Origin of the sequence: Streptosporangium carneum (genome assembly GCF_027922005.1) — a bacterium.
GTDB lineage: Bacteria > Actinomycetota > Actinomycetes > Streptosporangiales > Streptosporangiaceae > Streptosporangium > Streptosporangium carneum.
This window is the reverse complement of sequence record NZ_BSEV01000014.1, coordinates 126,558-140,038: the sequence shown is the minus strand read 5'-3', so window position 1 is coordinate 140,038 and position 13,481 is coordinate 126,558. Positions and strand designations below refer to the sequence as shown.

The window sequence follows — 13,481 nt, the reverse complement described above, 5'->3', positions numbered from 1 at the left end:
GGCATATGCGTGCCGCGACCCTGCTGCTTACCTGGCCGCATCGGCCTTCTCGGCGCTAGACGCCTCGCCGGTGCGGCTGCCCTTCGCGTGAGCGGAGGGTTTTTCTATTGGGTCGGATGGGTCAGATCGTCTGCGCAGACGAATACCGAGGGAAGAACGACGTGAGCGAGCGAGTCGACATGCAGGGTGACGAACAGCACTACGATCCGCAGGCGCTGCAGGCCAAGTGGCAGCGGCGGTGGGAGGAGCTGGAGCCCTTCCGAGGCTCCGACGACCCCGCCGACACGCGTGAGCGGCGCTACATGCTCGACATGTTCTCCTATCCCTCCGGCGACCTGCACATGGGCCACGCCGAGGCGTTCGGCATCGGCGACGTCTTCTCACGTTACTGGTTCCAGCGTGGCTACAACGTGCTGCACCCGATCGGCTGGGACTCCTTCGGCCTGCCCGCCGAGAACGCCGCGATCAAGCGGAACGCGCACCCGGCCGAGTGGACCTACGCCAACATCGAGACGCAGGCCCACTCCATCAAGCGCTACGGGATCTCCTTCGACTGGTCCCGCCGCCTGCACACCAGCGACCCCGAGTACTACAGGTGGACCCAGTGGCTGTTCGTCCGCTTCTTCGAGCGGGGCCTGGCCTACCGTAAGGGCGGCCTGGTCAACTGGTGTCCGAACGACCAGACCGTGCTGGCCAACGAGCAGGTCAAGGACGGCAGGTGCGAGCGCTGCGGGGCCGAGGTCGTCCGCAGGGAGCTGACCCAGTGGTACTTCAAGATCACTGAATACGCCGACCGGTTGCTGGACGACATGGTCCAGCTGGAGGGCGGCTGGCCCGAGCGCGTGCTGACCATGCAGCGCAACTGGATCGGCAGGTCCGAGGGCGCCGACGTCAACTTCGTGATCGAGGGCCGCGACGAGCCGGTCACCGTCTACACCACCCGCCCCGACACCCTGTACGGCGCGACCTTCTTCGTGATCGCCCCCGACGCCCCGCTGGCTGAGGAGATCGTCTCAGAGGACAGGCGGGAGGCCTTCGAGGCCTATCGCGCCGAGGTGGCCAAGCTGTCCGACATCGACCGCCTGTCGACCGAGAAGGAGAAGACCGGCGTCTTCCTGGGCCGCTACGCGGTCAACCCGGTCAACGGCGAGCGCATGCCGGTCTGGGCGGCAGACTACGTGCTGTCCGACTACGGCCACGGCGCCATCATGGCGGTCCCCGCGCACGACCAGCGTGACCTGGACTTCGCCCGCGCCTTCAACCTGCCGGTGCGGGTCGTCGTGCACACCGGTCTGGCCGACCCGGGCGAGACCGGTGTCGCCACCGCGGGCGAGGGCTCCCTGGTCAACTCGGGGCCGCTGGACGGCCTGTCCAAGGCCGAGGCGATCCGTAAGATCACCGAGGTGCTGGCGGAGCGCGGCACCGGCAGGGCGGCGGTCAACTTCCGCCTGCGCGACTGGTTGCTGTCCCGTCAGCGCTTCTGGGGCTGCCCGATCCCGATCATCCACTGCGTCGACTGCGGCGAGGTCCCGGTCCCCGACGAGCAGCTGCCCGTCACCCTGCCCGACCTGCGCGGCGAGGCCCTGGCTCCCAAGGGCGTCTCCCCGCTGGCCTCGGCCGAAGACTGGGTCAACGTCTCCTGCCCCAAGTGCGGCGGTCCGGCCAGGCGCGACACCGACACGATGGACACCTTCGTCGACTCCTCGTGGTACTACCTGCGTTACGTGGACCCCACCTACGAGGACGGGCCGTTCGACGTGGAGAAGGTCCGCAAGTGGGGGCCGATCGACCAGTACGTCGGCGGCGTCGAGCACGCGGTGCTGCACCTGCTGTACTCACGTTTCTTCACCAAGGTCCTGCACGACATGGGCATGGTCGACTTCACCGAGCCCTTCACCCGTCTGCTGAACCAGGGGCAGGTCATCAACCAGGGCAAGGCGATGTCCAAGTCCCTGGGCAACGGCGTCGACCTGGGCCAGCAGATCGACGCCTACGGCGTCGACGCGGTCAGGCTGACCGTGGTGTTCGCGGGCCCGCCCGAGGACGACATCGACTGGGCCGACGTCTCCCCGGCCGCGTCGCAGAAGTTCCTGGCCCGCGCGTTCCGCGTCATGGCCGAAGCGGGAGCGGCCTCCGCCCCCGGAGTCGACGTCGCGACCGGTGACCTGGAGCTGCGCAAGGTCGTCCACCGGACCGTCGACGAGATCACCAAGCTGGTCGAGTCGCACCGCTTCAACGTCGCGATCGCCCGCATGATGGAGCTGACGACGGCGGCCCGCAGGGCCATCGACTCGGGGCCCGGCGCCGCGGACCCGGCGGTGCGAGAGGCCGCGGAGGCCCTGGCGGTCATGCTGTCCCTGGTCGCGCCGTACGTCGCCGAGGAGGGCTGGGAGCGTCTGGGACACCCCGCCTCGGTCGCCACCGCGGGATGGCCGACTGCGGAGGCCGCACTGCTGGTCCAGGACTCCGTCACCTGCGTCGTGCAGGTCGCGGGCAAGGTCCGCGACCGCGTCGAGGTCTCCCCGGAGATCTCCGACGCCGAGCTGGAAGCCCTGGCGCTGGCCTCGGAGAAGGTCCAGTCCTTCCTATCCGGCGCCCCGCGCAAGGTCATCGTCCGCGCGCCCAAGCTGGTCAACATCGTCCCTTGACATCCTCTCCGTCCTAATGGATGGAGATTCCCGTCTGCCGCGTGTGCGGCTTCGGGTGGGTTAACGCTTCGCCGCGCGGTGCCGGGACAGGTCCCGGTCCTACCCGCGCTCCACGGTCGTTTAGCCTGTCCGCCTGCCCGGCGGCCAGGATGTTGATCGCCGCGTTGACATCCCGGTCGTGGACCGCCCCGCACGGGCAGCTCCACGACCGGATGTCCAGCGGCATCGACGCGGCGACTGTCCCGCATGCCGAGCACAGCCTCGACGATGGGAACCACCGGTCGATCCTGGCGAAGTGCCTGCCGTACCGCGTGGCTTTGTACTCCAGCATTCCGACGAATTGCGACCAGCCTGCGTCGTGCACCGACTTGGCCAGCTTCGTACGGCCCAGCCCGGACACCGACAGGTTCTCCACGTACACCGCTTGGTTGTCGCGGATCAACGTGGTGGACTGTTTGTGTGCCCAGTCGCGGCGTGCATCGGCCACCCGGGCGTGCGCCCTGGCGACCCTGACGACGGCCTTCTTGCGGTTCGCCGAGCCCTTCTGCTTGCGGCTCAGCGCCTGCTGCGCCTTGCGGAGCTTCTTGGCCGCGCGGCGCAGGAAACGCGGATTGCCGATCTTCCGGCCGTCGGACAGCACCGCGAAGTGAGTGAGTCCCAGGTCGATGCCTACCTCGTGCGGCGTCTCGGGCAACGGCTCCTCTGAGGTCTCGACCACGAACGACGCGAAGTACCGGCCGCAAGCGTCCTTGACCACCGTCACCGATGACGGATCGGACGGCAGCGGGCGCGACCAGCGAACCGGAACGTCCCCGATCTTCGGCAGACGCAGCCTCCCGCCCGCCGTGATCGCAAAGCAGGCGTTCTTCGTGAATCGGATCGCCTGCCGGTTGTCCTTGCGGGAGCGGAACCGGGGCGGGGCGACCCCGCGGCCCTTGCGCCTGCCGGTGACCGAGGCGAAGAAGTTCCTGAACGCGGTGTTCAGGTCGGCGAGTGCCTGCTGCAGAATCACCGCCGACACCTCGCCGAGCCACGCCCGCTCCGGGGTCTTTTTGGCCTGCGTGATGACCCGCTTGGACAGGTCCCCATCCGAGATGTACGGCAACCCGGCATCGCGGGTGTCCTGCCTCATGCGCAGCCCGTCGTTGAAAACCACCCGCGCGCACCCGAACGCCCGCGCCAGCGACTCGCGCTGACCGGCGCTCGGGTAGAGACGGAAGTTGTACCGCAGCTGCACGCCATGATCCTAGCTTTGGGTGATGATCGCACTACAGAAACGCTAAAACCGGTAGACATGATGCTTTTGCCCTGCATGCCCCTTTGGTCTTCATGACGAAGTCTCGGCATCGGATATTCACCGGACCTCACCTGGATTCGCCGGATCGGTGGGTAGCGCTTCGATCAGTATCCTGCGTCGGTGCACCGAGCAGCGGAACCGTTCAGCTCAGGGCACGCCTGGGCTCGGCGGCCCTTCCACGCGGGCCTTTACCCCCGGTCTGAAAGCCGGAGCACTGGCCCGCAATCCGGTAGCGCCTTGGCTCGGTGATGCGGCGATCGGCGGCTCTTGGGCCGCCGATCGCCGACGCCGGCCGGGCCGTGTCATCGCTCGCCGTACTCACCCTGCGCCGGAGTGAACTTGGGCTAGGGCTTCCTTGTCTGCTGTCACCTTGACTGACCTGCCCCTGAGCGAATCAAGGTTCATAGAGTCGGCTAGCGAAATGTGAAATATTACATTTCATATTTGTGTGATCTGTGTGTGGTGGGAGTGAAGTAGGGGTGGTGGGTGGTGATGCGGCGAAGCGAAAACGGAGATTGAAGAATTAGCAGCGTCGTCCCAGTCTCGCCGAGGCAATGTGGGAGTTTACGGTCATCCGTTATTAGGTCTTCCTTAACTCTGATTTTTTGTCGTCCTTTATTACTTCGAGGTGGCCGTGTCGATCTGGTTGGAACTACTGGCGCCCGGGAAGATAAAAATCGGCATCTCACGATTAGGGGGCGCGGTAATGTATGCATCCACAGAGGGTGACTTTCCTGGGGGGTGACGCCTATTTGATCAATGAGAGCTGTGCTGGTATCCCTCGGTCGATCACCTCATCTACGGAATCCGCAATCGGCGAGGGTCTGGAGTCGGCTTACTCAATGGATGGACTGGATGGCAAAAGGCGTAGTCGCACAGTCTATGTCGACGACTCTGGAGACGGTCGGAAATGGTTGATCTTCTCCGCTCTGAGCTTCGACGACGGCTCCCTCCCTGGTGCGCTCTCTCGCTGGTCTGGATTGCGGGGAGAGCTCTGGGAGAGGGGCCTTCTCGACGCGGACGTCTCACTGCATGCCGTCAACCTTGCCGGGGGGAGGGGGAGGCGTATTCACTCCTACGCTGAGCGTGGTCTCAGTCGAGAAAGACATCGGGAGAACATGCGGCACATCGTGTTGCGTGGACTTCAGGTCATTGCCGACATGCCTGGTATTCGACTTCATGTCGCTTATAGGAACGCCTCTTTGGGTAAAAGGGGCGGGCCGGAACTCTATTCCGCGATGATTACGAAGATGAATCGCGATCTTGCTGAAAGTGGTGAAGTTGCAAGGATCGTCATCGACGGCGATGGGACCAATCCGGCATTCCGGGAAGCGCACCGTTGCCTTCCGGAGGTGAACCGCAGAATTGACGGAGACCCTGTCTTCTTTCCGTCGAGACACTGTGACCTTTTGCAGGCCGCTGACCTGGTCGCTTATGCCGCTTACCAGAGTCTTGCGGAAAATCCAAACCGGTCTTTCATGTGGGATTGGTATGAAAGGGCATTTCCGCAGGCAGGTGACCCTATAGCCCTCTGAGAAGGGTTGGGTCCGGCCGTACGGCCGGACCCAACCGGGCAGGACCTGGGCCGGAAACGATCCAGGACCGCACTTTCAGTCTTTCACATCCCAACGAAAGGTGGAACGTTATGGCGACGGCCGATGGTGGCAAGCCGGCCGAGATCACATGGGGGCGTGAGAAACTCGTCGTTTCCTCCCTGCTGAGGGAGTTACCCGAAGCACCCAACCTCAATGACCACGCGCGGATGCTGCAGGCGGCCGTTGGACATCAGCTCGTCTCGGTCCCGGCTCGGTCCTGGGAGGCGGTGGCGCGTGCCTGCGTGCGCCCGGATCTCGTCGCGCTCCAGTTGGAGCAGTCCCAGGGGGCAGGTCTCCTGCTAGAGGAGCACGTCGACGGTGCGACGCTTCGGTCCGTGCATTCGCGCGTATGGATGACCGAGCTCTTCCCCGGTATCCAGCCGCGCACGGGTCAAGAGGCTCTTGATGTCTCCGACCCTCTGGTCTACGGGGTTGCCGAAAACGGCAGGTCGCAGGCGATTATCCGCTACCGCTACCGCGACCTTGCGCATTTCCAGCAGCACGTGTGGCAGACGATCTCTGCCACGCTGCACCTCAACTCCTATGAAGAGTCGATTCTCTCGCGCCGGGTCACCCGGGCGTTGATCGCGCATCCTGTGGTGATCGAGTTCGAGGACGGCACGGATCCTCTCGACGTGATCGCCACACGGGACGGGATCACCAGGCTCGCCAGTGCCTGGAAGGTGCTCGCGGGGGCGACCGCGACCCCGAGTGATGCGGCGAACCTCACCGTGGAGGTCCTTTTCGGCGCGTCGAGTTCAAATGCGGGCACGTCGCTTGTGGACCGGATGATCAGTGGCAGGGCCGCCTATCGTGAGCGACTTCGCCAGGAGCACCGGCTGGAGTCGCAGGGTGAGGGTCTCTCCTGCAGAAGTGTTCAGATCGCTCAGACGTATCTGATGCCCGCCCATCTTGCTGTCGGAGTGGAGGCTCATGAGAGCGGGGCACTCGCTCCCGAGGACGTGTTCGACGACGCCGTGCGCTCCATCCTCGCCTCAGTCCATGTCGAGTTCAAGCCGTGGGACGACTCAGCTCAGAACCTCGAAGTCGTCACCCGTGCGCTCAAGCTCTTCGCGCAGACTCGTCACTCCGCGCTAGGAGATCAGGAACAGCTACGGGATGTGTACTCCCTCGCGATCGGGCGTATGAGCGACGCCGCCACACCGCGTGTCTACGGAGACGAAAGGATCCCGGGAACCCCGATGTGGCGGGCGATCTGCCTCCTGCACACCTTGACCCGTCCGGAGTTTCATGAGCAGCTGAAGGCCAGGGCGAAGGAGATTAAAAACGAGCGTCGCATGTCCACCAAGGGATACGCGAGCCTGCTCGGCCCTGTCATCGATCTTCCCTGGAGGGCGGCTAAGAGCTCAGCGACAAAGCCCGCTCGTAACGCCTGGAGTAACGGTGGAGTGCTGTGTGAGGACGTTCTGGCCAATGGCTGGGTCCCCGTACCGACCACCGATTTCCTCAGCCTGGTTGAACCGGCGCTTGCCGGTGACCTGAACGCGCGCTGTACTCTGGCGGTGGCGGGGGGCGTCGCTTTGATCGCGGACAAGCTGCTCACGCGGAACGTCGGTTCCGCCGTCGCCACCGTGCCCGCTGCGGGGAAGGTCCCGTTTCGCGCGGATGTGTCAACCGTCATCGGCGGGTTGGCACGTAAAGATAACGAGCTGGGCCTGTGGACTCTGGCACACGCGGCACAGCGCTTTCGGCATGATTTGCTCCCCCGCAACGCGAGCACCGCCCGTCAGCTGGGTCTGCGCGACACGGTCACCGGAAGTGACGCCTATGTCCATGTGGCCGTCGATCTCACGACACCCGACCGGATCCGTCGAGAAGACGAAAGGGAAGTCGCCCTCACGACCTGGGATGTCGTCTTCGCCTCCGACCCAGAACGTGCTCAGAGGATGATCGGGCAGACGGATGCGCCGCCGGAAATCCCTCCCTTCATCCGTGGCGGTGCTGACGATGAGGCTGAGGCCAACATTGATCCTGTAGTGCTCCCTGTCCAGACAGAGATGTCCACAGGGCAGTTGATCGTCGAGGAGCGCAAGCGTCTGCACGAATGGCTGGGTGGCGCGAGACGTTCGCTGGAGAACCTTGAAGAGCTGGGCAATAGAGTGTCGTTTCCGCCGCTTCTCGGCTCGCCGGAGGAGTGGCTGGATCTCCAGCACAGGGCCTTCGAAGTGCTCGAGTTCATCCAGCGCAACCGAACCGGCGGGCCGGAGGATGACGAAGAGGAGTAGGTCTGGTTTTGTCCTGTGGACTGTGAAGCCGGATTCCGAGGGCAGGTGGGGTTCGGCTGTACAGCATCGCAGGAGAAAAAGCCGGATAGCCCAGGGCTGGCCAGGGTGCTGGAGCTGTACCTCCCCGAAACCCTCTTGAGGCCGGGTCTTTCACGTTCCGGATCGGGGTGAGGTCTTCTGAGCGAGGCGGAAGATACAAGATGCCGAGATAGGAGATCCTCAGTGAGGCCGCAGGGGCACGGAAACAACTGAGGAGCGGTCCCCTGTTATGGGACCGCTCCTGCGGCGGGCCGTCTCGGGGCCCGCGCCGCCGATCTCAGAGCTTGCGCAGCACCGCCACGACCTTGCCCAGGACGGTGGCCTCGTCACCGGGGATCGGGTCGTAGTTGGCGTTGTGGGGGACCAGCCAGACGTGGCCGTCCTTGCGCTTGAAGGTCTTGACCGTGGCCTCGCCGTCGATCATCGCGGCGACCACGTCGCCGTTGTCGGCCACCGGCTGCTGACGGACGACCACCCAGTCGCCGTCGGCGATCGCAGCCTCGATCATGGAGTCGCCCGTCACCTGGAGCAGGAAGAGCGTCCCCTCGCCGACGAGCTGCTTGGGCAGCGCGAAGACGTCTTCGACGCTCTCCTCGGCGAGGATCGGGCCGCCGGCGGCGATCCGGCCGACGAGCGGCACATAGGCCGCGGTGGGGCGGCTGACCTGCGTCTCGTCGGCGTTCGCGTCGGGGTCCACCCACAGCACCGGCTCGCCCGGCAGGCGCACCTCGAGCGCGCGCGGGCGGTGCGGGTCACGGCGCAGGTAACCCTTGCGCTGCAGAGCCGTCAACTGGTGCGAGACGCTGGAGGTGCTGGTGAGCTGGACCGCCTCGCCGATCTCCCGCATCGACGGCGGGTAACCGCGCTGCTGCACCGAGTCGCGGATCACCTCAAGGATCTTGCGCTGCCTGGGGGTGAGGCCAAGGGAGTCACGCCTGCGCACCGCCAGGTCGCTGACGGCCGAACCGTTCTCGTCGTGCTCGCTCATGCGATCTCCTCGCTCCCGGTCTGTATTGCTCAAGTCGCACACAGCGACCGTACCCTCGCCGAAGATCATATTCAAACAATTGTTCGAGTGGTCCTCGAAATCGATGGCGGCGTGGTGTACAACATCGTACGGGAGTTCGATCGACATCGTGTTCGATTCGCCGATCTTTCTTCGACATGTGTTCGGCCAGGTCGAGGGGATGGGGACAGCATGAAGGCGACCGCGAGGACATCCAGGACAACCAGGCCCCGGCTGACGGTCGTCGGGGGCACCGACAGGGCGGCCGCCGGCGGGGCGGAGTCGACGGCCGCGGGAGGCGCGGGGCGGGCGGCCGCGGGCGGCGTCGGGCGAGTGATCGTCGGGGGCGCCGGGCGGGCGACCGCCGTGGGGGCGGGCCGTGCCGCGAGGGGCGCGGGCCGTGCGGCCGGGGGCGGCAGGGCGGCCGGAGGGAGAGCCGGCGCGGCGGGCGCGAGGAGAGCGGACGGGACGGCCGGCGGGAGACCCGGTCAGGCGGGCGCCGGGGGGCGGGGTTCCTCGCGGAGGGCGCGGCGTCAGGCCCCGCCGATCCGGCTGACACGGAGAGGGCGGATCGTGGTCGTCCTGGCGCTCGTGCTTGTGCTCCTGGGGGCGCTGTGGGCGGGCGCCCGCATCGACGCGGCCCTCGCGCTGGCGTCATGATCACGCGTGACCGCATATGACTGCGTGTGACCATGTGTGACCGCGAGGGGTCGTCGTCGGTCTCGGCCCGCGGGGGCGACTCCTCGCGGGCGTCGTGGCGACGGGTGTGGCGACGGAGCGTGACGCCGGACCGGCGATCGGCCCGATAATGGATCCCGGCGACCCGTCCCGGCCGCCGGTCCGGCCCGGTGCCCGGCTCCGTCCGTCCGGAGGCTCCGACCGCTGAGCGGACCCTCCGACGGGCCGCCCAGGGGGACGACACGCCGGGGCGAGGCTCCTGTGGTGCGCTGATCAGCGACTTCGCTCCCCGGGGTCTTCCTAACTTGCGTTCATGGTCCGACACTTCTACGGTTGGACCACAACATCTAGTGGCTTCATCATTCTGCTCCACCATAGATTGTGGTTCTATTACCGCATCTCGACCATTCGAGGGGCGTGCGCGAGCGTCTCCGGATAGAGGCTGTGGAGTAACACGAGAAAGGTGGGCCGCTGGGCAAGTCAAGGAGGCGACGCACGTGCACTGTCCGTTCTGTCGTCACCCTGACACGCGGGTCATCGACAGCCGCTCCACCGAGGACGGCGGCGCCATTCGCCGCAGGCGCACGTGTCCGGAGTGCGGACGAAGGTTCACCACGCAGGAGACGGTGTTGCTCATGGTGAGCAAACGCAGCGGGGTGACCGAGCCGTTCTTCAGGGACAAGGTGGTCGCCGGCGTCCGGAGAGCGTGCCAGGGGCGCCCGGTGAGCGAGGACTCGCTGGCCCAGCTCGGCCAGCGGGTCGAGGAGAGCATCAGGGCCACAGGGACCGCGGAGATCGCGGCCCACGAGGTCGGGCTGGCGATCCTGGGGCCGTTGCGGGAGCTGGACGAGGTGGCCTACCTGCGCTTCGCCTCCGTCTATCGCAGCTTCGAGACCCTGGCCGACTTCGAAGCGGAGATCGAGCAGTTGCGCGCGGAGCGTTCCGCCGGGCGCGACTGAGTCAGTCCCCGGGCGCCGGGGGAAAAGCGGCGCGTAGATGTGGTCCGACTCGAGGGCTCTGGGGAGCCCCGGAAGGGGGAAGTCATGACGGAGACGGTCAGTGGCGCGGCCGCGCGTGGGGGGAAGCGGTCTCGCAAGGGGTTGAAGATGAAGCGCGTCTTCACCACGCCCGGAGTGCATCCGTACGACGAGGTGTCCTGGGAGCGCCGTGACGTCGTCATGACCAACTGGCGGGACGGCTCGATCAACTTCGAGCAGCGTGGCGTCGAGTTCCCTAAGTCCTGGTCGGTCAACGCCGCCAACATCGTGACCACCAAGTACTTCCGCGGCGCGGTCGGCACCCCGCAGCGTGAGTGGAGCCTGAAGCAGCTCGTCGACCGGGTGGTCGGCGTCTACACCAGGACCGCGGTGGAGGAGGGCTACTTCGCGACCGAGGAGGACGCGGAGATCTTCGACCACGAGCTCAAGCACGCCCTGGTCAACCAGGTCTTCAGCTTCAACTCGCCTGTCTGGTTCAACGTGGGCACCGCCTCTCCGCAGCAGGTCAGCGCCTGTTTCATCCTGGCCGTCGACGACCAGATGGAGTCCATCCTCGACTGGTACAAGGAAGAGGGTGTGATCTTCAAGGGCGGTTCGGGGTCCGGCGTGAACCTCTCCCGGATCCGCTCCTCGAAGGAGCTGCTCTCCAGCGGCGGCACGGCCAGCGGCCCGGTCTCCTTCATGCGCGGCGCGGACGCCTCCGCGGGAACCATCAAGTCGGGCGGCGCGACCCGCCGCGCGGCCAAGATGGTCGTCCTCGACGTCGACCACCCCGACATCGAGGAGTTCATCGAGACCAAGGCGCGCGAGGAGGACAAGGTCCGCGCGCTGCGCGACGCCGGGTTCGACATGGACCTGGGCGGCAAGGACATCGTCTCCGTCCAGTACCAGAACGCCAACAACTCCGTGCGCGTCTCCGACGAGTTCATGCACGCGGTGGAGAACGGCGGCGACTTCGGTCTGCGCGCCCGCCTCACCGGTGAGATCATCGAGAAGGTCGACGCCAAGGACCTGTTCAGGAAGATGGCCAAGGCCGCCTGGGAGTGCGCAGACCCCGGCGTCCAGTACGACGACACGATCAACGACTGGCACACCAGCCCGGAGACGGGCCGCATCACCGCCAGCAACCCGTGCTCGGAGTACCTCCACCTGGACAACTCCTCCTGCAACCTGGCGAGCATCAACCTGCTGAAGTTCCTGAAGGACGACAACTCCTTCGACGTCGCGAACTTCGTGAAGATCACCGAGCTGATCATCACCGCGATGGACGTCTCCATCACCTTCGCCGACTTCCCGACCGAGAAGATCGACAAGACCACCCGGGCCTACCGTCAGCTCGGCATCGGCTACGCCAACCTCGGCGCGCTGCTCATGGCCACGGGCCACGCCTACGACTCCGAGGGCGGGCGGGCCATCGCGGGCGCCATCACCTCGCTGATGACCGGCGCCTCCTACCGCCGCAGCGCCGAGCTGGCCGCGGTCGTCGGCCCCTACGAGGGCTACGCCCGCAACGCCGACGCGCACAAGCGCGTCATGCACAAGCACGCCGACGCCAACCAGGCGCTGCGCACGCTGGGCGGCATCGACAGGGCGGTGCACACCGAGGCCTCCCGCCAGTGGGCCGACTGCCTCAAGCTCGGCGAGAAGAACGGCTACCGCAATGCCCAGGCCTCGCTGCTGGCGCCCACCGGCACCATCGGCCTGATGATGGACTGCGACACCACCGGCATCGAGCCCGACCTCGCCCTGGTCAAGTTCAAGAAGCTCGTCGGCGGCGGCTCCATGCAGATCGTCAACCAGACGATCCCGCGCGCGCTGCGGCAGCTCGGCTACCAGGAGGAGCAGGTCGAGGCGATCGTCGAGTACATCGCCGCGCACGGCCACGTCGTCGACGCCCCGGGGCTGCGTCTCGAGCACTACGAGGTGTTCGACTGCGCGATGGGCGAGCGGGCCATCGCGCCCATGGGCCACGTGCGGATGATGGCGGCCGCCCAGCCGTTCCTGTCCGGCGCCATCTCCAAGACGGTCAACCTGCCCGAGTCCGCGACGATCGAGGACATCGAGCAGGTCTACATGGAGGGCTGGAAGCTCGGCCTGAAGGCCCTGGCCGTCTACCGTGACAACTGCAAGGTCGGCCAGCCGCTGTCGGCGGCGGGTAAGAAGACCGAGCAGAAGCCGGAGGAGAAGGCCGCGCCCGCCGAGCCGGAGATCCAGGTCGTCGAGGTCAGCCGTCCGACCCGCCGCAGGATGCCGAACCAGCGCCCCAGCACCACCACCCGCTTCACCGTGGGCGGCGCGAAGGGCTACATGACCGCCTCGTCCTACCCCGACGACGGTCTCGGCGAGGTCTTCCTGAAGATGTCCAAGCAGGGCTCGACCCTGGCGGGCGTCATGGACGCCTTCTCTGTGGCGATCTCCATCGGCCTGCAGTACGGCGTGCCGCTGGAGACCTACGTCGGCAAGTTCGTCAACATGCGCTTCGACCCGGCGGGCATGACCGACGACCCGGACGTCCGCATGGCCGCCTCGGTGATGGACTACATCTTCCGCCGTCTGGCCCTGGACCACCTGCCCTACGACGAGCGCGCCGCCCTCGGCATCTTCTCGGCCTCCGAGCGCGCCGCCCAGCAGCGTGGCGAGGACCCGGCCCCGATCGCCTCCGACGAGGTCATCGCCGAGCTGGCCACCTCGGCGCCCATCGAGGAGCCCCAGACCCAGCCCCGCGTCCAGACCGTGGTCGCGGTGGCCGCTCCCGAGCGGGTCGGCTCCCTCGAGTCCCACCAGGGCCGCACCGCGGACGCGCCGCTCTGCATGACCTGCGGCACCAAGATGCGTCCCGCCGGCAGCTGCTACGTCTGCGAGGGCTGCGGCTCCACCAGCGGCTGCAGCTGACACAGGGCGTACGGCAGGCACAGCGACCTGCGGCGCGTTCCAGGGGGCGGGGCGTCCGGTGAGAACCGGGCGCCCCGCCCTT

8 protein-coding genes are annotated in these 13,481 nt (G+C 66.5%); 6 read left to right on the top strand and 2 right to left on the bottom strand.

Going from position 1 to position 13,481, the window contains the following annotated elements; genetic code table 11:
- Window positions 1–179: 179 nt before the first annotated feature.
- Window positions 180–2,648, top strand: a complete 2,469-nt coding sequence (leuS, locus tag PKF00_RS27040) for a leucine--tRNA ligase (protein ID WP_271220513.1) — start codon at window positions 180–182, stop codon at window positions 2,646–2,648.
- 13 nt (window positions 2,649–2,661) lie between these two features.
- Here the strand turns inward: leuS and PKF00_RS27035 are convergent, their stop codons facing one another.
- Window positions 2,662–3,885 carry an RNA-guided endonuclease InsQ/TnpB family protein gene (locus PKF00_RS27035; RefSeq protein WP_271220450.1) on the bottom strand — a complete coding sequence of 408 codons (1,224 nt, stop codon included), beginning with the start codon at window positions 3,883–3,885 and terminating at the stop codon, window positions 2,662–2,664.
- 770 nt (window positions 3,886–4,655) lie between these two features.
- Here PKF00_RS27035 and PKF00_RS27030 point away from each other — a divergent pair.
- Both PKF00_RS27030 and PKF00_RS27025 read left to right on the top strand, forming a co-directional pair.
- The gene (locus PKF00_RS27030; RefSeq protein ID WP_309298436.1) at window positions 4,656–5,480 is read left to right on the top strand and encodes a DUF3800 domain-containing protein; all 825 of its coding nucleotides are present in this window, start codon (window positions 4,656–4,658) and stop codon (window positions 5,478–5,480) included.
- A gap of 110 nt (window positions 5,481–5,590) precedes the next feature.
- The gene (locus tag PKF00_RS27025; RefSeq protein ID WP_271220449.1) at window positions 5,591–7,786 is read left to right on the top strand and encodes a hypothetical protein; all 2,196 of its coding nucleotides are present in this window, start codon (window positions 5,591–5,593) and stop codon (window positions 7,784–7,786) included.
- A 316-nt stretch (window positions 7,787–8,102) separates the two neighbouring features.
- On the opposite strand, the gene lexA is transcribed toward PKF00_RS27025, so the two are convergent.
- A complete protein-coding gene (gene lexA, locus PKF00_RS27020) occupies window positions 8,103–8,813 on the bottom strand; it encodes a transcriptional repressor LexA (protein ID WP_271220448.1) in 711 nt (236 codons plus the stop codon).
- Window positions 8,814–9,023: 210 nt separating this feature from the next.
- Here lexA and PKF00_RS27015 point away from each other — a divergent pair, with 210 nt between their 5' ends.
- The 3 genes from PKF00_RS27015 (at window position 9,024) to PKF00_RS27005 (ending at window position 13,399) form a co-directional block, all read left to right on the top strand.
- Window positions 9,024–9,491 carry a hypothetical protein gene (locus tag PKF00_RS27015; RefSeq protein WP_271220447.1) on the top strand — a complete coding sequence of 156 codons (468 nt, stop codon included), beginning with the start codon at window positions 9,024–9,026 and terminating at the stop codon, window positions 9,489–9,491.
- 515 nt (window positions 9,492–10,006) lie between these two features.
- Window positions 10,007–10,468 (top strand): transcriptional regulator NrdR, encoded by a 462-nt coding sequence (nrdR, locus tag PKF00_RS27010; protein WP_271220446.1) that lies wholly within the window; start codon window positions 10,007–10,009, stop codon window positions 10,466–10,468.
- 84 nt (window positions 10,469–10,552) lie between these two features.
- Window positions 10,553–13,399, top strand: coding sequence for a vitamin B12-dependent ribonucleotide reductase (locus PKF00_RS27005; protein WP_271220445.1), 2,847 nt, complete (start codon window positions 10,553–10,555; stop codon window positions 13,397–13,399).
- The last annotated feature ends 82 nt before the right edge of the window (window positions 13,400–13,481 follow it).